This is a genomic window from Flagellimonas allohymeniacidonis (assembly GCF_004296335.1).
In the GTDB taxonomy this organism is placed as follows: domain Bacteria; phylum Bacteroidota; class Bacteroidia; order Flavobacteriales; family Flavobacteriaceae; genus Flagellimonas; species Flagellimonas allohymeniacidonis.
Map to the genome: position 1 here is coordinate 349,289 of NZ_SGIU01000002.1, position 25,232 is coordinate 374,520.

The following is a 25,232-nucleotide window of genomic DNA, read 5'->3' on the forward strand; positions in this document are numbered from 1 at the left end:
TTTGCTTAAGCCCCATACTTTATCTTATGATTTGAATCCAACCTTTTTGAACTTCTGACCCATCCCCTAAATCCAAGAGATAGAAGTAAGTCCCCTTAGGTAAATTGCCATTGCTTCCCGTACCATCCCAAGAACTATCATAACCATCCATCTCAAATACGCTGTTGCCGTAACGGTCAAACACTTCCAATCTGGCATTTGGAAATTCGTTAAGGGGATCAACGAACTCCAAGGTATCGTTAATGCCATCCCCATTGGGTGAAAAAATGTTACACAAGGTGCCGGGGTCGGTACACGGACTTGCTACCACTTCAAAAGTTACGGTTGCCGTATCATTCGCCGGATTGTTATCTATGGGAAATGTGGACGTAATGGTGGCTGTGTTCGACAATTGTCCGGTTCCTGTAACGGTAACCACAATTTCCAAGGTCACAATCTGTTCTGGAAGCAATTCTGGGATGGTCCAAATTCCAGTGGTAGCATCATACGTACCGCTGGAAGGTGTATCCGAAACATAGGTATACCCAGCATCAGTGCCAATTATATCTTCTACTTCCACGTCCAACACCCTGTCCATAGTCGTGTTTTCCAATGTTATTGTAAATGTGATACTGGCTCCTACCAATACTCTCGTATTATCAACCTCTTTGGTGATTGCCAAATCAATAGGTTCAGGATCACATGCAGGCGTTAAAAAGGGATCACAATCATCCAATGGATCAGAAGGACCAGAAGGTACCGCTGTGGTGCTGGGGTCATCTACGGCCAACACTTCCTCTCCATCCGTTAGTCCGTCATTATCGGTATCTGCATTATTGGGGTCCGTTCCCAAATCGTTTTCTTCAGCGTTGGTCAATCCATCCCCATCTGTATCAATCACACATGCACTTACCGAAATTGTAACCTGAACTGAGGTATTCGTGCAGGGAGATATATCTCCTGAAACGGTAAACTCGAAAACATAGTCCCCATCGGGTTGTCCTTCAAAATTGACAGCATTTCCAGCTCCAACAGTTGATGTCCCTCCGGTGGGCTGTGATATGATGGCCCAAGTGCCGGCTGTTGGACCTGTCAGAGTATCATCCAAATCAATGATGGTAGGACCTCCATTTCCGGCGACGTTACAGGCTATGGTGTTTGTAGCAGCAGGCTCTTCGTTTACTGTGGCGATGACCTCTGATCTTGCGGAAGTACATCCATTGGCCGTGGTCTCTACAAAGAAGGAAGTCGTTGTCGCAATGGAAGGCGTTTCAAAGGAAGGGCCGGTTCCCAAAACGGCTCCTCCTGTAGCTGCGGCATACCAACTTAGCACAGCACTATCTTCGGTCTCTGCGGTAAGGGTCAAAGTCCCCTCGCCACATCGGGTATCTCCTTGGGGATTATCAACTGTAGGTGTTATATTCAATGCAAGGGTAACCGTTAAAACCGGACTTGCACAGTTATTGGCCGCATCAAAAAAGAAACCAAAATAGGACCCCGGAGCAATGACATTGTTGCTTCTGTGCGCTGCAGTGTCCAAGGGATCGGGATTGGTGCTCCACGTCAGTACACTTCCTGCCGGCGCTGTGTCTGTTACATAGTCGTTTAGATCAGCACTCACGGCATCGCAAAACTCTAAGGGCTGTGACGTGTCCAAAGTTGGTGCCGAATTTCCAGCATCGCAGGGAATGGAACAATCAATTACAGATACTGTGAGGTCGGTAGTTTGATTCACGCAAGGGGCTACTGCTCCAGAAGTTGTATATCGAAAAATGTAATCCCCCAAAGGTTGTCCGTTAAAGTTTACAATGTTGCTCGCGTTAATGGTAATGGATGCACCACCTGGAGCACTGAACAAATTCCAGCTACCTGAGTCTGCACCGGTTAATTGGTCATCCAAATCCACCACACTGTCACCTTCGCTGGAGTTATCACAAGTGTTCGTATTTGTAGCAGTCCCGGATGAAGGCGTATTGCTCAAGGAAAGTGTAACACTCAAGGTTGGACTAGCGCAATCATTAAGGGCATCATAGAAAAAACCGAAGTAGGTACCCTCTGCTGTCACTGTACTTGTAGGAAGATAATCCCCTGTCACACTGGTATCTGAATTGGCACTCCAGCGGAGAGAAGACCCTGGAGGAGCAGTGCTTATGGTATATTCATCCAGATCTTGGACTAGATTATCACAGAATTCAGTAGCTATAGCCCCATCCAAGGCAGGAGCTATTGTTCCGGCAGCACAGGTATCATCGTCAGTGAAGGAACTGTTCCCAACAGCGGTAACTATACTGGCGTTGGCACTTGGATTGCTCAAGGTGACGCTCACCGCCTCATCGGCCTCTATCACCGTGTCGCCGTTGGTGGTCAAGCTTACCGTTTGGGAAAGCGTCGCAGTCCCCGCCAAAAAGGTCAGGGTACCACCCGTGCCATTTTCGTTTCCTCCGGTTATCGCAAAGTCAACCGTGATGTCCGCCAAAGGGTCGGAGGCATCTATGGAAACCGTAAAATCTATCGTACTGGTGCCCACATTCCCCTCAGCTGTGGCAGTTGGGTTATTGATGTTGATGTTGAATGTATCATCGTCGGTAAAGGAGCTGTTCCCAACAGCTGTCACAATGTTCGCATTTGCGCTTGGGTTGCTCAGGGTGACACTCACCGCTTCGTCCAGTTCTACGGTTACGTCGCCATTGGTGGTCACGCTGACTGTTTGGGAAAGGGTTGCGGTGCCTGCCAAAAAAGTCAGGGTACCCCCAGTGCCATTTTCGTTGCCTCCGCTTATCGCAAAGTCCACCGTGATGTCCGCCAAAGGGTCCGAAGCGTCTATCGATACCGTGAAATCTATGGTGCTGGTTCCAGCATCGCCCTCCGGGACCGATGTAGGACTGTCCACATTGATGCTTGAGGCATCATCGTCAGCAAAGGAGCTGTTCCCCAAAGCTGTCACTATGTTCGCATTTACGCTTGGGTTACTCAAGGTGACACTTATTGCTTCATCCGGTTCTATGACCGTGTCCCCATTTGTGGTCACGCTGACTGTTTGGGAAAGGGTCGCGGTCCCTGCCAAAAAGGTCAGGGTGCCACCCGTGCCGTCCTCGTTGCCTCCGCTTATCGCAAAGTCAACCGTGATGTCCGCCAAAGGGTCGGAGGCATCTATCGATACCGTAAAATCTATCGCACTGGTTCCAACATCACCCTCGGGGACCGATGCAGGACTGTCCACATTGACGCTTGAGGCATCATCGTCGGTAAAGGAACTGTTCCCTAAAGCTGTCACTATGTTCGCATTAGCACTCGGGTTGCTCAGGGTGACGCTCACCGCTTCGTCGGCCTCGAGCAACGTATCCCCGTTTGTGGTCACGCTGACCGTTTGGGAAAGTGTCGCGGTGCCCGCCAAAAAGGTCAGGGTGCCACCCGTGCCGTCCTCGTTGCCTCCGCTTATCGCAAAGTCAACCGTGATGTCCGCCAAGGGGTCGGAGGCATCTATCGACACCGTGAAATCTATCGTACTGGTGCCAACATCACCCTCGGGGACCGATGCAGGACTGTCCACATTGACGCTTGAGGCATCATCGTCGGTAAAGGAACTGTTCCCTAAAGCTGTCACTATGTTCGCATTAGCACTCGGGTTGCTCAGGGTGACGCTCACCGCTTCGTCGGCCTCTATGACCGTGTCCCCGTTGGTGGTCACACTTACCGTTTGGGAAAGTGTCGCGGTACCTGCCAAAAAGGTCAGGGTGCCGCCCGTGCCATCTTCGTTGCCTCCGCTTATCGCAAAATCAACCGTGATGTCCGCCAAAGGGTCGGAGGCATCTATCGATACCGTGAAATCTATCGTACTGGTACCAACATCCCCCTCTGGGACCGATGCAGGGCTGTCCACATTGATGCTTGAGGCATCATCATCGGTAAAGGAGCTGTTCCCCACAGTCGTCACAATCGTGGCATTCGCGCTCTCGTTGCTCAAGGTGACGCTCACCGCTTCGTCGGCCTCTATGACCGTGTCGCCGTTGGTGGTCACACTTACCGTTTGGGAAAGTGTCGCGGTCCCAGCCAAAAAGGTCAGGGTGCCACCCGTGCCGTCCTCGTTGCCGCCACTAATTGCAAAGTCCACCGTGATGTCCGCCAAAGGGTCGGAGGCATCTATGGAAACCGTGAAATCTATTGTACTGGTGCCAACATCGCCCTCGGGGACCGATGCAGGGCTGTCTATGCTTATGTTCGATACATCATCGTCCGTGAATGAACTGTTCCCAACTGCGGTGACTATATTGGCATTGGCACTCGGGTTGCTCAAGGTGACGCTCACTGTTTCGTCGGCCTCGAGCAACGTATCCCCGTTTGTGGTCACGCTGACCGTTTGGGACAAGGTTGTTGTGTTTGCTAAAAACGTCAAGGTACCTCCTGTGCCATCCTCGTTGCCTCCGCTTATCGCAAAGTCAACCGTGATGTCCGCCAAAGGGTCGGAGGCATCTATGGAAACCGTGAAATCTATCGTACTGGTGCCCACATTCCCCTCGGGGACCGATGCAGGGCTGTCTATGCTTATGTTCGATACATCATCGTCCGTGAATGAACTGTTCCCCACAGCCGTCACAATCGTGGCATTCGCGCTCTCGTTGCTCAAGGTCACACTGACCAACTCATCTGCTTCGATCAAGGTATCCCCAGTTGTGGTCACGCTCACCGTCTGGGACAAGGTTGTTGTGTTTGCTGAAAACGTCAAGGTGCCTCCTGTGCCATCCTCGTTTCCACCAGTAATGGAAAAGTCCACCGTGATATCCGCCAAAGGATCTGAGGCATCTATGGAAACCGTGAAATCTATCGTACTGGTGCCAACATCGCCCTCGGGGACCGATGCAGGGCTGTCTATATCGATGTTGGATTGTCCAAACGAATTAAATCCAAAAAAAAGCATGAAAACAAACCCCAAAATGAGTTTTGAACCAAAGAATGCATGGTTTGAATTTGAGGTAATCTTAGATAAGGACAACATGACCTAGTTTGCTTATTAATTTAGGGCCATTGTAGGTTTTGTTCGGAGATTTAGGGCAGAACCAATATTACTAAAAAAAAGAAGGATTCCCCCAACTTTGAGGATTAAATCTCCGTTTCTTGGGTGAATGGTGTTAAAGTATTTTTTTAAGAATTTTTAAACTGTAGCCGAAGCCGTTTCCACCGAATTGTCAATTTTTCGAACCAGTCCTTGCAAGACCTTGCCCGGGCCGACTTCCACAAAGGATTTGGCTCCGTCCGCTATCATGTGCTGTACACTTTGCGTCCATTTAACGGGTGCTGTCAATTGGGATATGAGATTAGCTTTGATTTCATCAGGGTTGGTGACCGCCGTTGTAGTTACATTTTGATAGACGGGTGCCGTTGGGTTGTTAAATTGGGTGCCCTCAATGGCTGCTGCCAATTCTTCGCGGGCAGGTTCCATCAAAGGTGAATGAAATGCACCTCCAACCGGTAATACCAAAGCTCTTCGTGCCCCCGCTTCTTTCATCTTTTCACAGGCCAGGTTGATTGCCTCCACCTCACCTGAAATCACCAACTGCCCGGGACAATTGTAATTTGCCGGTACCACAATTCCTTTGGTTTCTTCACAAATTCGCTCTACAACCTCATCATCCAATCCTAAAACAGCCGCCATTGTGCTGGGTTGTAATTCGCAGGCTTTTTGCATGGCTATTGCCCGTTGGGAGACCAGCTTCAATCCATCTTCAAAGTTTAAGGTACCGTTGGCCACCAAGGCAGAAAACTCACCTAACGAATGCCCTGCCACCATATCGGGCACAAAACCCTCTCCAAGTACCTTGCTCAAAATCACAGAGTGTAAAAAAATCGCGGGCTGTGTCACCTTGGTTTGCTTTAATTCCTCAGCAGTTCCTTCGAACATGATGTCGGTTATGGAAAATCCGAGAATATCATTGGCTTGTTCAAAGAGTTCCTGTGCAATGGGATGTGCTTCATAGAGGTCAAGTCCCATTCCGACAAATTGGGCACCCTGCCCAGGGAAAATATATGCGTTCATTGGTGTGTTCTGTTTTGATTCGGTGCTAAAATAGCGATAATTTGTTTTCTCTTTCTATTTGAACCAACTGGCATATTTGACATAGTTATTGGCAATTCGATTGATTTCGCCTTCTGTCAATTCAGGGCTAATGTCCTTGATTTTTTTTGCGGGCATCCCAGCATAAATACTTCCTGCTTCCACGTGGGTTCTTTGGGTAACCACCGCTCCGGCTGCAATTATGGAATTGCTTTCTACAACGCAATGGTCCATTAGAATGCTTCCCATTCCAATCAATACGTTGTCCTTCACCGTACACCCATGCACAATGGCGCCATGACCTATGGAAACATTGTTTCCAATCGTAGTGGGCGCCCTTTCATAAGTACAATGAATTATGGCCCCATCTTGAACATTGACTTTATTTCCCATTTTTATGAAATGTACATCGCCACGGACTACGGCATTGAACCAAATACTACATTCATCCCCCATATCCACCTCACCAACGATAGTGGCATTTTCAGCAATGAAACAATCCTTTCCCATTTTTGGGGATTTTCCCCTAACTGATTTCATGATCATGATCTAATATCTATTGAAAGTATGATAACAAGGTTGATTTCTTGGAAGCTGAAACCGATAGCTCTTTCCCATTTGACAATACCACGCTACCGCCCTTTCCTTTTCTGTACTTCACAACCTCTCCAACATTCACCAAATAGGATTTATGAATCCGTGCAAAGGAATATTCACTTAGGGCATCTTCAAAGTATTTAAGTGTTTTACTGACCAAAATCTTCTTGTGCTCTAGGTAAATTTCTGTGTAATTGTCATCCGCTTTGCAAAAGAAAATATCCCCAACGTTCAAAACCTGAAATCCGTCTTGCTGCGGCAGGGTTATTTTTCCCTCGGCCTTGGTGGTTTTGGCCTTCAGCACTTGTCCTTCCAAAGCATTCTCTTTTTGTTTGATTTCAACAACATACTCAACTGCCTTGATCAATTCATCAATGTTGATGGGCTTCATCAAATAATAGGCGGCATGATTGTTTAGGGCATCCATCGCATATTGGTTGTATGCCGTTACAAAAATGGTTTCGAAGGTTCGGTCTGGCACTTTGTCCAAAAGGTCAAACGCATTGCCAAAAGGCATCTCAACATCCAAAAAGATAAGGTCTGGGTTATGCTTTTTAATCAATTCGAGACCTTCGGTGATATTGGAAGCCTCTCCTAAAACCTTGACCTGAGGACAATACTTTGCCAAATAGTTTTGAAGAATCTCTCTGCTGGTGGCCTCATCTTCAACGATTATCATTTTTAATTCCATTATTTCTTTTTCAGTTGCAGTGAGACTTTTGTACCCGTTTGGTCATGGTTGAGATCGCTTATAACAACAGCGACCCTATTCTTATACATATCGTTCAATATTTGAATACGTTTTTTGATGTTCCCCATACCTTTAGATCTCTGTTTTTTCTGGTTTTGGGTCTTCAATTGGGCTGATTTTTTGCGCCCGATGCCATTGTCCGTAATCGTAATTTGAAGGGTTTCGTTATCCATTGGGTTTACATCAATATGTAAATATCCTTTTTCTTCTTTATACCGCAAACCGTGCCAAATGGCATTTTCGATATAGGGCTGCAATAGCATGGGCGGTATTTGAAACGCCTCTACATCGATGGTTTGATCTACATTGATTTCATAATCAAATTTGTCGGCGAACCGGGAATGCTCCAATTTAACATAAAGCTCCAGCAGTTCCATTTCTTTGGAAAGTGGAATGAAATCCTCTTCCGAGTTTTCGAGAACACTGCGCATCAAAACCGAAAATTCGCTTAAAAACCGATTCGCGCTCCGCTCGTCGCTTTTGGCAATATAATTGTTCACCGAATTCAGGGCATTGAAAATAAAATGTGGATTCATTTGGGTACGAAGCGACTTTAGGGCCAATAAATTGTTCGCCAATTTTTGTTGCTTGTTGCTTCGGTAAAAGAAGTAGGCAGTAGAGCCCAATAGCACCATCGCCATAAGTAAGGTATAAATAATCCACTTTTGGCGTTTGCTGTTTTCCTCGAACAACTGTTGTTCGGTGACCGCCAAATCGTATTTACTTTGGGACAATTGCCGTTCTTGCTCCAAACTTGAAATACGGTTTTGCTTAGTTGCTATCTCGCGATTGAACCGAGCTGCCCTTGAGATTTCTTGTTCTTTTAAGATGTACAAACTATCCACAACCGCTACATATTCTTGATATGACTCTAGGGCCTTTGAAAAATCTCCCTTATATCGGTATACTTCAGAGAGTTTTCGGGTAGCATCTTTTTGAACCACCAAATCGTTTTCACTATCCGCCTCAACAATACTCCGCTGCAGATAGGGTATTGCCTCATCAAGTTTGTCCTGTGCGATATAGGCATTTGCGATTTTGTAATTGATGCGCTGAGAGGTAATGGAATCTTGATCATCCAGAACCTCAGCTTTTGTTGACGGCACTGGCTTTGGCAACTGGGCCAACTCGTTCAAACTTTGCTTTCGAAGGCGAATTTCCTCATCATATCTGCGTTCATCATTGTAAAAATCGGCTACTTTCTCGTTTTCCTTTACGACACGTTCTGGGGCCACTTCTTTGGAAAGGCTCAATGAGTTATTGAAAAAGCCTTCGGCCTCCAAAATTCTGTTTTGTTGTGAAAAGCTCTCGCCAATTTTAGAATTTAAGTCAATAATTTTTGGTGAAATCTGATTCTTTTGCGCTATGGTCAGACCTTCTTGATAAAAATCCACCGCCTTATTAAAATCTCCTTGCCCTTTGTAGGAGTCTCCCAAGGCTTCATAAAGTTCCACACGCTGGTAGGGCACCAAATCCCTTACATCCATTAAGGGCAACAATTCTGTTTCTGCATTTTTGAACTCCCCATTGGCGTTATAGGCCTTTCCTAAAAGTAAAATTGTTCTGGAAGAAGAACTTGCACTTAGGGCATCTTTCAGATTGGCAATGGCCAAATCGTATTGCCTGTGATATGTATAAATTTCACCCAACGCCGTCAAGGATTTGGAAAGCTCAGCCTTATTTCCCCTTTTGCCCAAATTGGAAATCGATTTTGCTATGAAATCGATACTCTTTTGTAAATCGGTTCTTTTATAAAAGTTGGCGGAATCTAAAAAACGCTGGTGGTTCATTGCGTTACCCAATATTGCCTTTTTGGACCTTGTGCTTCTTGTGTCGGGCGCGTAACCCATGACCAAAACATCAATATCCTCATTGGACTTTATCCGGTGACGTACGGTTTCAAAATCGGGGCTTTCAACAATCAAGATATCCCCCAAAGCAGCTTGGATTCGAAACTCTCCCAATCGATTTGTGGTGGTGTACTCTCCCTTATCAGTAGATACAGAAACCCCCGAAATTGGAGCAAGGGTTTCTTTTCCCTTTACTGAACCTTCGATAGTCAGCAAAGAGCGTGAGTTGTTTACTTGGGCAAATCCTGTAACACAACAAAAAACAACTACAAGGGTTATGTACTTTTTGCGTCCCATATACACTATAAGTTAGGGTAAACTTACTTCATTACAGCCGGTTTAAAAAATGGGAATTCGAGCAAAACTGAACTAAATGAGCCCTTTTTTCCCACATTACGAAGCCGTGGTTCCCATTCACTCAATGTCATGACCTATTCACTCATTCTGGATTTTTCTTGCTTTTTGTTCAACCTACTTTTATCCCAGATTTTTAAAACTTTTAGTCATGAAACAAACAAAACTTTTGGTCAGCATAGCTTTCTTTTCCTTCATATTGGGAAATGTATATAGCTGTAACTTAAAATCCGATAGTCAAAAAAGTATTGCCCTAAATACGCAATACACAGCGGATAAACCCAAGGAACAATATGTGAAAATAGCCCTACTTCTTGATACAAGCAACAGTATGGACGGGCTTATTAATCAGGCAAAGGCACAACTTTGGGACATTGTAAATGAATTTACCCATGCCAAATGTGGCAATGAGGTTAGACCCTCTCTTCAAATTGCCCTATATGAGTATGGGAATGACAACCTATCGGCCCGAGAGGGATACATTCGCCAAGTAATCGGGTTCAGTAGTGATTTGGATGAAATTTCTGAAAAACTCTTTTCATTGACCACCAATGGCGGTGAAGAGTATTGCGGCGAGGTCATTCATACATCCTTGAAACAATTGGATTGGGGAAAAAACAACGACGATTTAAAAATGATCTTTATCGCCGGGAATGAACCTTTTACCCAAGGCAAACTCAGCTATAGGGATGCAGCTATGAATGCCAAGGAAAAAGACATCATAGTCAACACTATATTCTGCGGAAATTATGAGCAAGGGATTTCCACTAAGTGGAAAACCGGTGCCACATTGACTGGAGGCGAGTACATGGCCATTGACCATAACAAGCAGGTGGTGCATATTAAGACCCCGTATGATGATGTAATCATCAAGCTCAACTCCCAACTCAATAACACCTATATTTCTTATGGGGCCTTGGGAAGCCAAAAAAAGGCCATGCAATCGGCCCAAGATTCAAACGCAGCCGAGTTGGAGGAGGCGGTAGTCGTAAAAAGAGCGGTAAGCAAGAGTTCAAGAATGTACAAGAATTCAAAATGGGATTTAGTGGATGCCATTGAGGATGATGAAATTGAGCTTTCTGAATTATCAGACAAGGATCTCCCTACCGAACTCAAGGGTAAGTCTGAAAAGGAAATTGAAAAATACATTGACGGTAAGAAGGAAGAACGCCAACGGATTCAGAAAGAAATTCAAGAGTTAAACGCAAAGCGGGAAGCTTATATCGCCGAGAACAAAAAAGAAGAAGAGGGCGAGTTGGAAAATGCTCTACTGAGTGCCATCAAAAATCAAGCGGCTAAGAAAAATTATAAATGGGATGAATGATTGAATGAATTAGCCGTAGAAAATGGTCCGTTGTTACAACGGGCCATTTTTAGTTATTGGCTGCTGGGCAATAACAATCATAGCGTTTGCCCTGATCACTCTGACCAAAGTCGTAGCCTAGAGTTATCTGATGAAATCCTCCATTGTCAAAACGGATATCCCCAGATTGGTAGGAGTAATTGTAGGAAAACAAGAAATTATCCCAGTTTATTCCAACAATCGGTGTGAACAATTGCAAACGTTGTTCGCCAAAGCCGCCGTTCTGCTGAAATTGGGCTCCGTCAAAACTACGACGGTAAGAAAGACCGGCCCAAACGGTTCCAAAACTCACATCTCGGTAGACCTTGGCATTGATATCGATGGTTTTTTCCTCAGTGAACTCGGTCAATTGCAAGAGTACCGAGGGTTCTATTCGGGTGTTGTTTCCGAAAACATACCCCACTGAGAACAAATATCTTCTCAAATTATCAAATTCTGCTGCACTATATAGATCACGTCCACTTCCCAATACATTTAATACAGCGATGTGTGCATAGAACTCAAATAGATTGTAGGACGCACCCAAATCCATATTAAAGTAACTTGTTGTATTCTTTGTTCCGGAAATAACAGGATCTGGCACAATGGACCTAAACTCAGATTCATCCAAACTGCTCAAAATGGCTCCAACACTTAAACCAAAGGATAACTGGTTCAAGGTTCTAAAGTCTCCTGCAAGTTGTAAATGGTGTGCATAGGTGAACTTAAAACCGGTTTGTGAATGATATCCGTTCGAATCATTGAATAGAATTGCCCCTACTCCGCTGCGTTCCCCGACCCTAAAGTTACCGTTCAAGGTTTGAAGACTTGGTGCTTCATCCACGTTGAACCATTGTTTTCGGGCTGTAAGTCTTATTTTACCCCCTTCGGCAATACCTGCCATTGAAGGATAGACCAAATAATAGTTATCGGCCAAATAATCAAAATATACCGGAATTCCTTCTTGAGCTTTTGAGGAAAAGGCAAAAAAGGAGAGCAGGACTGATAGGGTTAAGTAGCGTCTCATGAAACGATAATGGGGCTATGGTTGATATTTATCGATAATCAAACATTTAAATAACGGCTTTAACACTACATTATTATATATTTTGAAGCTGATATTTACTTTGGTATTTTTGTACAAATTTCTTGCTATGAAAGAATACAACATTACCTTGGTTGCCACTGACAGCCCCAAAATATTAAAATTTGAGGCGAATCAGTTCTTGGTGAAGAGCAATTACGAGTTCAAAAATATTGATGAGGCGAAAAATTCTCCCCTCGCGCAACAGTTGTTTTACCTTCCTTTTATCAAAACAGTTTATATATCAGGCAATTTTGTGGCCATGGAGCGATTTGATATCGTTGAGTGGGATGATGTAAAAGATGAAGTGGCTCAACAGCTGGTGGAGTACTTGAATGCCGGTGAGCCCGTGGTTCATGAAGAATTGAATGGCAAAAAGGAGCCTGTGACCGTCTATGCAGAGGTAACGCCCAATCCTGCGGTTATGAAGTTCGTGGCCAATAAGAGGATTGTTCCAGCTATTTTCGAATTCAAAAACATCGATGAAGCCAAAGATTCCCAGTTGGCAAGGGAACTTTTCCATTTTCCATTTGTAAAAGAGGTGTTTTTTGATGAAAACTACGTTTCCGTTTCCAAATACGATATGGCAAACTGGGAAGAAGTTACTTTGGAAGTCCGAGAGTTTATTCGTGATTTTCTTGCAGATGGAAAAGAAGTAGTCTCGGCAGAGGCCGCTTCAAATCCCCAAAACTCAGTTCCAGACCATATAGAACAAGCTGAATACGACGATACCTCCCTTCAAATCATAGATATCTTGGAGGAATATGTAAAACCGGCGGTAGCCAGTGATGGGGGGAATATCTTGTTTCAATCCTATGAAGAGGACAGTAAAACTGTAAATGTTGTGTTACAAGGGGCGTGCAGCGGGTGTCCTTCCTCTACCTTTACCCTAAAAAATGGAATTGAGACCATGCTCAAAAACATGATGGGTGACAAGGTGAATGAAGTGGTTGCCATAAATGGTTGATTCTCCCAGTAAAAATGGGAGGTTTCAGGGATTTTTTATACCTTGAATAAAATTTAAAAACATTAACCATGGCAGTTTTAAAAGTTATTGAGGTATTGGCAAACTCCGACGAAAGTTGGGAACAGGCAGCAAAAAATGCCCTGGAGCAAGCCTCAAAATCGGTAAAGAACATTCGATCTGTGTATATCAATGAACAAAGTGCTTCCGTAAAGGATGGCAAGATTGATGATTACCGGGTGAATGTTAAAATCACCTTTGAGGTCAAATGACCTCAAACAAACAATAAAAACACAAAGCGCCCCTCCAAGGCGCTTTTTTGTTTAATCCATAAAGTATGACCAAAAAGCTTTCTGTCATATCCATGATCTTATGCTTCTCTTTTGGTTGTACCCAAAAAAAGAATGATGTGACCCATAAGCATACCAACGCACTCATACACGAGTCCAGTCCCTATTTATTGCAACATGCCCACAACCCTGTAAATTGGGAGGCTTGGAAACCTGAAGTTCTGGAACGTGCGCAAAAGGAGGACAAGCCTTTGCTCATAAGCATTGGGTATGCCTCCTGCCATTGGTGCCATGTTATGGAAAAGGAGTGTTTTGAAGACGAAGAGGTGGCTCAGGTGATGAATGAGAGGTTCATTAATATCAAAATCGATCGGGAAGAACGCCCTGATGTGGACCAAATCTATATGGACGCTATACAGTTGATATCGGGTCATGGTGGTTGGCCTTTGAACATTGTGGCCCTACCGAACGGAAAGCCCTTTTGGGGGGCAACTTATGTTCCTAAAAAGAATTGGATACAATCGCTTGAGCAGCTCTCAAAAATCTATAAGGAAGATAGAGCAAGGGTTGAGGAATATGCCAACAATTTATCACAAGGGGTTACTGCCATCAATCTTGTTGAAAACAAAGAAGGGCAAAACCTCTATAGTATGGACCAATTGGATGCCGCGGTAAGCCAATGGTCACAATATTTTGATACTTTTTTGGGAGGCTATAAGAGAGCTCCCAAGTTTATGATGCCAAATAATTGGGATTTTCTGCTGCACTACGCCACAGCGACCTCACATGGTGAAATTTTGGAATATGTGAACACCACATTAACGCGAATGGCGCATGGTGGCATATTTGACCAAGTGAGTGGCGGGTTTTCTAGATATTCCGTTGATACCAAGTGGCACGTTCCGCATTTTGAAAAGATGCTCTATGACAACGGGCAATTGGTCAGTTTGTATGCAAAAGCCTATAGCGTCACCAAAAATGAACTTTATCGTGAAGTAGTAGAGCGTACCATCGATTTTGTGATTGAGGAACTAAAAGATGAGAAAGGTGGGTTTTATTCTTCCCTGGATGCCGACAGCCTTGATGAAAATCAGATACTAAAGGAAGGTGCCTATTATGTTTGGACTGAAAATGAGCTTAAAACCTTAGTGGGTGACGATTTCCCTCTGTTTCAAGACTACTACAACATTAATTCCTACGGGCTTTGGGAAGAGGGAAACTATGTTTTGATTCGGGATAAATCAGCCGAAGAAGTATCCAAAAAGCACAATATCAGCCCATCCGAGCTGAAGACAAAGATGAATCTGGCCCTTGAAAAGCTCAAAAAACATAGGGAAAATCGCCCAAAACCCCGTTTGGATGATAAAATCCTTGCTTCCTGGAATGGGTTGATGCTCAATGGGCTTGTAGATGCCTTCCGCTATCTGGGTGATGCCCAATATCTGGACCTTGCTATCGAAAATGCTTTGTTTATCGAGCAGGAGCTGATGAAAGAAGACCATTCCCTTTTTAGGAACCATAAGAATGGGGGAAGTTCCATCAATGCCTTTTTAGAAGATTACGCCACGATTACAGAGGCCTATCTGAATCTATACGAGGTGACTTTTGATGAAAAGTGGCTCAATCATGCCAAAAATCTATTGGACTACACCAAGTCGCATTTTCTTGACAACGAATCAAAGTTGTTCTTTTTTACTTCGGATGAAGACCTTTCCTTGATTCGACGTAGTATTGAGACCAACGATAATGTTATTTCAGCCTCCAATTCAATTATGGCCAAAAACCTTTTAAAATTCCACAAATTATTCCCAGAAGAAGGCTATGGGGATATGGCAGCACAAATGCTCAAAAATGTTCAGGAGAACTTCGATAAGAGTGCACAAAGCTATGCGAACTGGTTACATCTTGTTCTCTTTGAATCCCAAAATTTCTATGAAATTGCCATTGTGGGCACTAATTTTAAACGCATTGGAACCGAAATTGCTGGCCAGTACCTCCCCAACAGTGTTTTGGCAGGTACAGCTCGAGAAGGGAATCTTGGGCTGTTAGAAAATCGGTACAGCGAAGGAAAGACTTTGATATATTTATGTATTGAAGGTGCGTGCAAACTGCCGGTGACATCGGCCGAAGAAGTATTCAAGCAAATAAAAGTCCGTTGAACCAGTTTAACCAAAATTTAAAATGCAAGCTTTGACTTGTTCAGAGCTTTTGTTAAGTTGAACCCTCAATAAAAAATGAACATGAAAGAACTTGCCAATTATCAAAAACATCTAGAGCAGGCCATAGATTGGTTTTGGAATATGCTGCCCAACTTGATTCTCGCCATTATTATCCTTGTCGTAGGACTTTGGGTCGTAGGTTTTTTGAACCGGATGGTTCGAAAGTTTTTTGAAAAGAAAGACTATGATGAAACGCTGGAGTCCTTTTTGCAGAGTTTCATAAAGATTACACTGAAAGTTCTTCTTTTTGTTTTGGTAATTACACAATTGGGCGTAAAAACATCCTCTTTGATCGCCCTTCTAGGGGCGGCGGGTTTAGCTGTTGGCCTGGCCCTTCAAGGTTCTTTGGCCAACTTCGCAGGCGGGGTTCTTATTTTGGTTTTCAAACCTTTCAAGGTTGGCGATTGGATTTCTGCCCAGGGACTGGACGGCAGTGTAAAACAGATAACGATTTTCAGCACTAAACTGAACACTTTTGGGAACCAGGTTGCCATTATTCCCAACGGACAACTTTCCAACGGCAACATCGTCAACTATAATATGGAGGATACCCGAAGGGATAAGTTTGATGTCGGAATCAGCTATGGGTCCAACATCAAAAAAGCCAAGGAAATTTTATTGCAGCTTTGTGCTGAAAACGAAGATATCCTTGCTGAGCCAGCACCTGAGGTTTACGTTGGCGAATTAGGAGATAGTTCGGTGAACCTTACGCTTCGTTTTTGGGCCAAGAACGACGTGTTTTGGCCAGCACATTTTTATGTGATCGAACAAACTAAATTACGTTTTGACGAAGCGGAAATTGAAATTCCATTCCCACAAAGAGTGGTTCACGAAGCCGACTAGCTTTTTTTGCCCTGCAAAACAAAATCTTTGAGATAGTAAGGTTCAAAATAGGCCACGTCCTCGAAAAGTGCCTGCTCAAATTTTTGATGGGCAATAGCTCCCATCTCTTGGGCAGATGGCATTATCGTAGTATTGAAAACAAAGTTGGCATGCTTTAAGACCTCAGCACATTTTGCAGCACCGTTGCCTATAAAGTGCACTTTTTTGGTCCCAACATATTCCTGAAAGGAATTCTCATCAATTACCTCGGCCCTTGTCTCCCTGATTTCTTGATATTGATAGTCGAAAACAGCAGAATAGACCTCCATACGCCTAGCATCCAAAACGGGAATAGCAACCTCACCCTTTTCCATTTCGATTTGCCTCGCCATACTTTCCAAGGTAGGGATGGCAATAAGCGGTAAATCCAAAGAAAAACAAAGTCCCTTCGCTGCTGAAACCCCAATTCGGAGTCCGGTATAGGACCCAGGGCCTTTGCTCACTGCAATAGCATCCAAATCGTGGAAAGTGAGTGAGGACTCCTTCAATATTTCATCAATGAAAATATGAAGCTGCTCGGAGTGGGAATAATTAAGGGCATTATTCTCTCTCAAAAAAAGAGTCTTCCCATTTTCCGAAATGCTTACGGAACAATTGGTAGTCGCAGTTTCTAAATTGAGTATTTTGGCCATAAAGGCCACAAAGATACTAGTTTAATGCGATGGGAATGCCAAAATAGAATTCCAAAATCTTAAGTCGGAAAATGTAATCGTACTTCGTTCGAATTACATCCGCCTCAGCATTATCGACCCGAGCTTGGGCCTGACTGAAATCGAAGGCATTCATCAATCCCACATCGTACCGCTCTTTGGCATAATCATAGGCCAAACGCCGGGCATCCATCGTTTTTAGAGCTGCCTCATATGCCTTAAAAAAGGTCGTAACATCAACATAGGCTTGTTGGATGTTCGTCTCCAAGGCCAACTTATCCTGTTCTAACTGAAGCTTTGCCTGTTCCAGATTGATTTTTGAGCGCCTCACACTGTTTCGTGTGCTCCAGCCATTAAAAATGGGCACGTTCAAACTGGCACCATATGAAATTCCATCGAAGACGTAGAGCTGTTCTGTAAAGGGAATAAGACTACCATCAGGTCCAAAGTTTTGGTCAGAGTATCGTGTGTTATAATTAAAGAATGCTCCAACCGTAGGGTAGTTGGCACCCTTGGCAATTTGAAGGTCTTTTTCTGCCAATTCTACACTCGTTTCTGAAAACCTAATGTCGTTTCTGAAGGTGAGTGCCTTATCGAATATCACTTTGGCTGAGTTCTTTAGGATATCAGAAGGCGGAATACCAAATTCCTCATCGGCGATATCGAAATTTTCATAATCCGTGATTTGAAGCAATTGGGCCAGGCTCACCCTGGAAATCAAAACCAATCCTTCGCCATTGATAATCTGCTGTTCTTGATTGGCGGCCGTGGCCTCAATCTCCAACAAGTCTCCCCTGGGCAATACGCCCGACTCAACCAATTCACGAGTACGTTTCAAATCCTGTTCCGTGACCGCATACTGCGCCTCAAACGTCTTTAGTTGCTCTTTGTTGGACAATACTTGCAAATAGGCATTTGCCACATTCAATCGAATGTCATCCTTTAGATCATCCAACCTGTACTGGTTGGCAATAGCATTCAATTTGGCCCTATTGAACTGATGTACGTTCCGAAGACCATCAAAAAGGGTAATGGCCGATGTAAGGTTACCTGTAAAGTTCAAAATTGTTGTGTTTACAGGTTCTTGGGTAGTTGGGTTAAACGATAGACCCGTACTCGCCGTTAATCTTGAATCACCATTTAACGATGGTAGAAAGGCCCCAAGGGCGTCTGATTTATCGATTTTGGCATTTTCCAAGTCCAGCTCGAACTGTTCGATGCTCAAATTGTTTTCAACGGCGTATTCCACGCATTCTTGCAAGGTCCATTTTCGCATCTGGGCATTCGAAAAGGACATAGCAAGGACTACTATGACAAGGGTTATTTTAAGTCTCATTCGTTTTTTGATTTTTTTTGGTTATCTATTCTGCTTGCTGGTTGTCAACTAGGAATCCTCGTCACTTTTCTTTTCAAGTGTATTCCAAACCTTGACCTTGGAATCCTCATCAAGTCCTGAGACCACTTCCACATCAATTCCATCGCTCACGCCCAACTCAATGTCCTTTCTTTCAAATTCATTTTCGCCCACTTCAATCTCCACAAAAGGCTTTTCAGTATCCTTGTCAAACTGCAACAACGCTTCCTTGATAGATAGGACATCTTTTTTCTCTTCGAGGACGATGGACGCATTTGCACTATATCCAGCTCGCACATAGGTGCTGTCATTAATGACCAAATCCCCTTCAATCTTAAATTGTACTGCTCCCTCCTCTTCAACTCCCTTGGGGGCGATAAACTTCAAGTTGGCATTGAACTTATCCTTTTCAAGAGCTCCCAAACTTATTTCCAGCGGCATACCCACCGAAAGCTTTCCAACTTCGGCTTCATCCACCTCTCCTTCAAAAATCATTTTGTTCATATCAGCAATGGTGGCGATTGTGGTACCATCGTTGAAATTGTTACTTTGGATGACCTGATCTCCTTCTTCAACAGGAATTTCCAAAATGGTTCCTGAAACTGTAGCTCTAATATTGGTATTGGCACTGGATGAACCGCCAATGGAACCTCTTTTGATAATTTGATAGTCAGTCCTGGCATTTGTCAATTCCTGTTGGGCTTGGTCGTACGTCAACTTTTGGTTGTTAAAATCTTGACTGGAAATTACACCCTTATCGAACAAAGTTTTGTTCCGATCAAATTCGATTTTTGCATTATTCAATGAAATTTCAGCATTTCGTACCCTACCTGCAGCCTGATTCAAAGATTGCTCGTTGGGAACGACCTTGATGACAGCAATAAGGTCCCCTGCATTCACATCAACCCCCTCTTCCAAGAAAATCTTATCGATAATCCCAGAAATTTGAGGTTTTATGTTAATCTCATCCTCTGGAATTACCTTTCCTGTGACAATGACTTTATTAATGATATCCTTGCGTTCAACAGTTTCAGTCTCATACAGCTTTTTGGGTGTGGAATTTTGTTTAATAAAGTATACAACGGCCAGCATAATCGCTATCACTGCAACACTAATTAATCCATACTTCAAATATTTGTTCATTTTCTTTTCTATTTGTTATTTCCTTAGTTTTTATTGGTTATTCTTCCCTGAGGGCCTCAATAGGTTTAACTTTAACTGCTTTGTTTGCGGGTAATAGGCCAATCAATACACTCAGGCCTACCATCAATAAGAATGAAATTCCAAATTGAGGAATGCTGATCATGGGATCCACAAACGGAAAATCCTCGCCGCTACCCCATAAGGAATCCAGTATCGACAATATCCCCACAGACAAGGCAAAACCGATTAACCCTGCAAAAGCGGTCAACACAATGGCTTCTACAACAATTTGACGCTTTACAATAATAGGTGTTGCCCCTAGAGCTCTTCGTACTCCAATTTCTTTTGTTCTTTCCTTGACCGTGATAAGGAGGATATTGCTAATGGCAATAACTCCAGCAAGCAGCGTAAAGATTCCCACAAAGAATGAAAACCCTTTGAGGACATTGGTGAACGCACTGATATTGTTGAAAATCTCAGACATGTCAAAACTGCCTATGGCCCGTTCATCATCTGGATGTATATCGTATTTGTTCTTTAAGATTTTTTTGATGTCTCTTTCTACTATGGCCACCTTGGTGTCAGGTTCCACGGCAATGGCCATCCACCCCATGCGGTCTCCTGAATTGAATGCTTTTTGAAAGGTGGTGAAGGGAATAAATACGGCATTTTCTCCGTCGATATTAATATTGTTGTTGGGCTTGTATATCCCTACTACAGCAAAGAAAACCCCATTTATTCGAATTTCCTCTCCTATGGCGTCTTCTCCCTTCTCAAAAAGCAACTTGTACGTTTCCTCTCCAATGACGCATACTTTTTTGGAGTGTTCAATATCATTATTGTTCAAGAATCGGCCTTCGACCAAGCTTTTCTTAGTTATGTTATCAATTTCAGGAAAATCTCCATACACGGCTGAACCACTTGTTTGACCCTTTCGATAGACTGTAACAATATCCCTGTGGCTTCCAAGTTCAATTCTGGGAGCCAAGACCTCTATTTCCGGAATCTGGCGCTTCAGAATTTCGGCATCCTCAATCTTGTATCGAATTCGTCTTCCCCTTTCAAATCCTTTGTAAGGTTCTGAGGTAGATTGCCCCCAAACAAAAAGACTATTTGAAGCGGTACCTGCAAATACTTTGTCAAATCCATTGCTCATTCCATTGGCCGACCCTAATAACAACACTAATATGATCATCGCAAATATGACCCCCAGCATGGTCAAAAATGTTCGAAATGCATTTTTTCCCAGGGTATGGAAAATTTCAGACCATAAATCTTTGTCAAATAACCACATTACTTATCTCTTAATGCTACAATTGGTTTAACACTCGAAGCTTTAATGGCTGGTATCAATCCGGCCAAGACCCCAGCAATAATTAATATTATTGTTGCCGTAACCACGGTTCCACCACTTACCGAGGGGTTGCTGAACGCAGGTGTTTCAATTGCCGGTCCTACAAGTGACAATACCGTCCATGCAAACATCAATCCTATAAACCCAGAAAGTGCAGTGATGAAAATTGATTCCAACAAGACCAAGTTTATGATTTGGCGTGGTCGAGCTCCCAACGCTTTTCGCACCCCTATTTCCTTGGTTCTTTCTTTGATAGTAAACACCATAATATTTCCGATGCCCACAATGCCGGCAATTAGGATAAGAAACCCTACCCCAATTCCAATGGCCTTTAGAACTGCGGTGAAACTACTGATGTCGTCAAATGCTTCAGCGTAGTTCCAGACAAAGAGTCCTGATTGATCTTCAGGAGATATCTTATGCCTTCTTTTCATAAGTTCTTCCAAACGACCTGAAAAGGCCAATGCCTTTGAAAGGTCATAGGTAGGATTATATGTGAGGGCTATAACATTAATGTTGTTGGTATTGCCATAAATTCGCTGATAAGTGGTTATGGGGGCGTATACCCTTCTTTCGGCATTGTCATCACCCTCATCGGTAAAAATGCCTATTACCTTAAATGGCAAGTTGTTCATTTCCACAAACTTTCCTAGAGGGTCCTCGTCCTTAAACAAATCTTCAGCCACCTTCCTGCCGATTACCGCTACCTTGGCCTTATTGATTACATCCGCTTCATTGAAATACCTTCCATCAATGACAAGGGTTTTCTCAATAATTTGATGATCGGGGTGTACAGCTTGTACAGGATACGAACCGGTCTCACTCTTATATCTTGCTGTGGCATTCGCATAGTACCTTGCACTAATGTATTCCACATCCTTTGGGAAACTCTTGGCAATGTAATCCAAGTCCTCATTTTTTAACTGTACTCTTCGACCTGCCTCAAAACCTGCATAGGCTTTCGCAGTAGTCCCTGGACGAACGAAAATAGTATTTGTGGCATCGTCATTGAATTGACCAACGAACCCGTTCTGCATCCCATTTACTGATGCTAGAAGCATAACCAAAATGAATATGGCCCATCCCACAGAAAACCCAGTCAAAAAAGTACGTAATTTGTTCTTTTTGAGTGTGTTGAATATTTCTTGCCAAATATCCCTATCAAACATATTGCTCGGCTCTAACTTGTTTCACTTTCTTGTCCTCAACGATAACCCCATCCTTTAGGTGCACAATGCGCTTACACATATGCGCGATATCCTCTTCGTGGGTAACTACCAAAATGGTATTTCCCTCGTCGTTTATCTTTTGGATTAGGGCCATTACTTCATACGAGGTGGTACTGTCAAGGGCTCCTGTAGGCTCATCGGCCAGCAACACTTTCGGTTCTGCTGCCATCGCCCTAGCAATGGCCACCCGCTGTTTTTGTCCACCTGATAACTCGCTGGGTAGATGGGATGCCCATTCTTTTAGACCCACTTTATCCAAGTAATTAAGTGCCTTTTCCTGGCGTTCCTTCCGTCCTACTTTTTGGTAATAGAGTGGGAGAGCCACATTTTCTAGTGCACTTTTATAATTGATTAGGTTAAAGGACTGGAACACAAATCCAAGGAATTTGTTTCGATACTGTGCAGCCTTGGTTTCAGTCAAATCTTCAATAGGGACGCCATCGAGAGTGTATTCTCCTGAGTCAGCACCGTCCAAGATACCCAAAATGTTGAGTAAGGTTGATTTTCCAGAACCCGAAGAACCCATAATGGCCACCAATTCGCCTGCTTCAGCTGTAAAATTTATTCCCTTTAAAACATGAAGGGAATTGCTCCCCATTTTATAGGACTTGTGAAGATCTTTAATTTCTATCATGATTGGTTCTGTTAGCTATCTGGGTTGTAACTCCCCCGTAATAGGACTTACAATTTGATAAAATGTTACAAGAAAGGTTTAAAATTTTTGTTAAATGGTTAATTGGCCTCTTCGTCATCTGAAACACTGTTCCAGACCTTGACCTTATCGTTCTCGGAAATTCCAGATCTTACCTCAACAAAAATACCATCACTAACCCCTAATTCTATGTCTCGTCGCTCGAATTGTTGATCGGCCGTCTCAATCTCAACAAAAGGTTTTTTGGTATCATCATCAAACTGGACCAAGGCCTCTTTCAATGCCCAGACACTATCCGCTCTGGCCAGAATAATAGAGGCATTTGCACTTAACCCGGCTCTGATAAAGGTGGTATCTTTTTTAGTCAAGGTTCCTTTGATTTCAAACTGAATGGCTCCATTTTCTTCTTTCCCTTTTGGCGCGATGTAATCCAGGACCGCATCAAAAACTTGATTCTCTATGGCGCCTACGGTAATTTCCAAGGGAAGGTCCTCTTTGATTTTTCCTACTTCGGATTCATCGACCTTGCCTTCGAAAATCATCTTTTCAACATCGGCAATGGCAGCAATGGTAGTACCCTCATTGAAGTTATTGCTCTCGATGACCTGGTTTCCCACCTCAACAGGAACCTCCAACACCATACCACTTACAGTGGACCGAATTAGGGTATTGGCAGCATTACGAAACCCGCTGGTGGTTCCTGTATTTACGATATCGAACCTTTTATTGGCTGCTCCATAGGTCTGTTTGGCTTGATCATAGGTAACCTGGGCGCGCTCCAAATCTGCCTGTGAAATCACGCCTTTATTGAAAAGGGACAACTGCCTTTCATAGTTTCTTTTTTGGTCATCCAAATTAATTTTGGCCTCATCAATGGCATTTCGAGCATCATTCAAGGCATTCAAATTGGGAACTACTTTAATTTTTGCCAAAAGATCACCAGATTTTACATAGTCTCCCCCTTCCACATAAATCTCTTCGATAACGCCTGAAATATTGGGTTTTATGAGCACCTCTTCCAAAGGAAGAATACTACCTGTGGCCACTGCTTTTTTAACAATGGTTTGTTTACTCGGATTTTCCGTTTCGTAGACTATGGGGTCCTCTGAATTTTTTTGATATAAATAAAACATTGACCCACCGAATACGATTACGATGAGCAATAAGATGATAATGGTAACTGATTTTTTCATTTTTTATAGTCGATTTGATTGATTCGTATTATTCGGTTCGCAATGCTTCTATGGGTTTGACCCGAATAGCACTGTTGGCAGGGATAAATCCGGCCAAAAGTCCCGATACCATTAATATGAGCAATGCCCCACTGACCACACCTACGCTTACACTGGGGTTGATGAACATATCCACTGGTCCAACACTGTCCAACAACGAGTTGATTCCGTATATTACCAAAGAGCCAAAGATAATGCCTGTCATTCCAGAAATAATGGTCAAAAAGATGGATTCCATCAAAATCTGAAGTTTTATGGACCATGGTTGCTCCCCAAGTGCTCTTCGAATACCGATTTCCTTGGTGCGCTCTTTAACTACAATGAGCATAATGTTGCTCACACCAATGATTCCAGATAATAACACCATAATCCCTACGATGTACGCAACTCCTTTCAAGGCACCAAACAGACTTTCAACCCGGTTAAATTGCTCGTACAGGTCAAAGTGTCCAATGGCCCGGTTATCTTCGGGGTGCACCTTATGTCTTTGCCGCATTACCCCAATGATTTTTTCCTTCAACACGGATATGGAACTTCCATCATGGGCGGTAATGGCCATCCAACCTACATCTTCACCACGGTTGAAAGCTTGGGAAAATGATGTAAAGGGAACATAAATTTCCTTTTGGGCTTCTTCACCATCGCCATCATTGCTGTTTTTCTTATAGGTGCCCACCACCATGAAATTGACGCCTTGAATTTTTATATAACTACCCAGAACCTCTTCCCCTTTTTCGTAAAGATCATTCTTTACCCCTCTTCCAATGATAGCAACCTTTCTTTTCTCGTTGATATCGTTGTAATTGATAAAGCGTCCTGAGGTGACGGTCATGGGGTCTTGATTGATGATTTCGGGATAGTCCCCATAAATATTGTAAGCCCCTGTTCGGATTCCCCGAACCACATTGCTCCCTCCCCGAAATCCTCCCAGTCGATTTCTGGGTGAAATAAATCTAAGGTTCGGCACATTGTCCCTTATGGCCTGAACATCATTTATCTTGAATTCAAAGCTTCTACCCTTTGGTAATCCTTCATAGGGTTTAGTTGTACTTCGGGTCCACATGAACATGGTATTAGTGGCAATATCACCAAAGTCGGCCCGGATGCCATTTTCCAATCCCTTGCCCGCCGCTAAAAGCACAATCAGAATAAAAATACCCCAACATACACCAAAGGCGGTAAAGACCGTACGCCAGACATTGCTGGTAAGCACCTCTATTATTTCACGCCATCTGTCTTTATTGAACATGCTTATTC

Annotated in this window: 19 protein-coding genes; 5 read left to right on the forward strand and 14 right to left on the reverse strand. The window is 43.5% G+C overall.

The genetic code is table 11. The features are described from left to right. Nucleotides 1-19: 19 nt before the first annotated feature. From EW142_RS09955 to EW142_RS09975, 5 genes are all read right to left on the reverse strand, one after another. Nucleotides 20-4,972 carry a Calx-beta domain-containing protein gene (locus EW142_RS09955; RefSeq protein WP_130613432.1) on the reverse strand — a complete coding sequence of 1,651 codons (4,953 nt, stop codon included), beginning with the start codon at nt 4,970-4,972 and terminating at the stop codon, nt 20-22. A 156-nt stretch (nt 4,973-5,128) separates the two neighbouring features. Further along, nucleotides 5,129-6,010 (reverse strand): ACP S-malonyltransferase, encoded by an 882-nt coding sequence (gene fabD / locus EW142_RS09960; protein ID WP_130613433.1) that lies wholly within the window; start codon nt 6,008-6,010, stop codon nt 5,129-5,131. Nucleotides 6,011-6,064: 54 nt separating this feature from the next. After that, nucleotides 6,065-6,574, reverse strand: coding sequence for a gamma carbonic anhydrase family protein (locus EW142_RS09965; protein ID WP_130613435.1), 510 nt, complete (start codon nt 6,572-6,574; stop codon nt 6,065-6,067). 10 nt (nt 6,575-6,584) lie between these two features. After that, the gene (locus tag EW142_RS09970) at nt 6,585-7,316 is read right to left on the reverse strand and encodes a LytR/AlgR family response regulator transcription factor (protein WP_130613437.1); all 732 of its coding nucleotides are present in this window, start codon (nt 7,314-7,316) and stop codon (nt 6,585-6,587) included. Then, nucleotides 7,316-9,523 carry a tetratricopeptide repeat-containing sensor histidine kinase gene (locus tag EW142_RS09975; RefSeq protein WP_130613439.1) on the reverse strand — a complete coding sequence of 736 codons (2,208 nt, stop codon included), beginning with the start codon at nt 9,521-9,523 and terminating at the stop codon, nt 7,316-7,318. Before EW142_RS09975 ends, EW142_RS09970 begins: the two co-directional genes overlap by 1 nt. A 208-nt stretch (nt 9,524-9,731) precedes the next feature. On the opposite strand from EW142_RS09975, the gene EW142_RS09980 reads away from it, so the two are divergent. Continuing rightward, on the forward strand, nt 9,732-10,904 hold the full coding sequence (locus tag EW142_RS09980) for a vWA domain-containing protein (RefSeq protein ID WP_130613441.1): 1,173 nt from the start codon (nt 9,732-9,734) through the stop codon (nt 10,902-10,904). A gap of 49 nt (nt 10,905-10,953) precedes the next feature. On the opposite strand, the gene EW142_RS09985 is transcribed toward EW142_RS09980, so the two are convergent. Continuing rightward, entirely contained in the window at nt 10,954-11,949 is a 996-nt protein-coding gene (locus EW142_RS09985; protein WP_130613443.1) for a PorP/SprF family type IX secretion system membrane protein, read from the reverse strand. Between the two features lie 127 nt (nt 11,950-12,076). On the opposite strand from EW142_RS09985, the gene EW142_RS09990 reads away from it, so the two are divergent. The 4 genes from EW142_RS09990 (at nt 12,077) to EW142_RS10005 (ending at nt 16,322) form a co-directional block, all read left to right on the forward strand. Continuing rightward, nucleotides 12,077-12,973, forward strand: a complete 897-nt coding sequence (locus EW142_RS09990) for a NifU family protein (protein ID WP_130613445.1) — start codon at nt 12,077-12,079, stop codon at nt 12,971-12,973. Nucleotides 12,974-13,041: 68 nt separating this feature from the next. After that, nucleotides 13,042-13,242, forward strand: a complete 201-nt coding sequence (locus EW142_RS09995; protein WP_130613447.1) for a dodecin family protein — start codon at nt 13,042-13,044, stop codon at nt 13,240-13,242. Between the two features lie 65 nt (nt 13,243-13,307). Next, a complete protein-coding gene (locus EW142_RS10000) occupies nt 13,308-15,419 on the forward strand; it encodes a thioredoxin domain-containing protein (protein ID WP_240740194.1) in 2,112 nt (703 codons plus the stop codon). 81 nt (nt 15,420-15,500) lie between these two features. Then, nucleotides 15,501-16,322, forward strand: coding sequence for a mechanosensitive ion channel family protein (locus EW142_RS10005; RefSeq protein WP_130615660.1), 822 nt, complete (start codon nt 15,501-15,503; stop codon nt 16,320-16,322). Here the strand turns inward: EW142_RS10005 and tsaB are convergent. The 8 genes from tsaB to EW142_RS10045 form a co-directional block, all read right to left on the reverse strand. Further along, a complete protein-coding gene (tsaB, locus tag EW142_RS10010; protein ID WP_130613449.1) occupies nt 16,319-16,993 on the reverse strand; it encodes a tRNA (adenosine(37)-N6)-threonylcarbamoyltransferase complex dimerization subunit type 1 TsaB in 675 nt (224 codons plus the stop codon). The genes EW142_RS10005 and tsaB overlap by 4 nt on opposite strands. A 16-nt stretch (nt 16,994-17,009) precedes the next feature. Beyond that, nucleotides 17,010-18,347, reverse strand: a complete 1,338-nt coding sequence (locus EW142_RS10015; RefSeq protein ID WP_130613451.1) for a TolC family protein — start codon at nt 18,345-18,347, stop codon at nt 17,010-17,012. Between the two features lie 48 nt (nt 18,348-18,395). Next, on the reverse strand, nt 18,396-19,508 hold the full coding sequence (locus tag EW142_RS10020) for an efflux RND transporter periplasmic adaptor subunit (protein WP_130613453.1): 1,113 nt from the start codon (nt 19,506-19,508) through the stop codon (nt 18,396-18,398). Between the two features lie 37 nt (nt 19,509-19,545). Continuing rightward, on the reverse strand, nt 19,546-20,802 hold the full coding sequence (locus EW142_RS10025; protein ID WP_130613455.1) for an ABC transporter permease: 1,257 nt from the start codon (nt 20,800-20,802) through the stop codon (nt 19,546-19,548). Then, nucleotides 20,802-22,031 (reverse strand): ABC transporter permease, encoded by a 1,230-nt coding sequence (locus EW142_RS10030; RefSeq protein WP_130613457.1) that lies wholly within the window; start codon nt 22,029-22,031, stop codon nt 20,802-20,804. Before EW142_RS10030 ends, EW142_RS10025 begins: the two co-directional genes overlap by 1 nt. Then, entirely contained in the window at nt 22,024-22,725 is a 702-nt protein-coding gene (locus EW142_RS10035; protein ID WP_130613459.1) for an ABC transporter ATP-binding protein, read from the reverse strand. Before EW142_RS10035 ends, EW142_RS10030 begins: the two co-directional genes overlap by 8 nt. A 98-nt stretch (nt 22,726-22,823) precedes the next feature. Then, a complete protein-coding gene (locus EW142_RS10040; protein ID WP_130613461.1) occupies nt 22,824-23,936 on the reverse strand; it encodes an efflux RND transporter periplasmic adaptor subunit in 1,113 nt (370 codons plus the stop codon). Nucleotides 23,937-23,964: 28 nt separating this feature from the next. Further along, nucleotides 23,965-25,224, reverse strand: a complete 1,260-nt coding sequence (locus EW142_RS10045; RefSeq protein ID WP_130613463.1) for an ABC transporter permease — start codon at nt 25,222-25,224, stop codon at nt 23,965-23,967. Nucleotides 25,225-25,232: the final 8 nt, after the last annotated feature.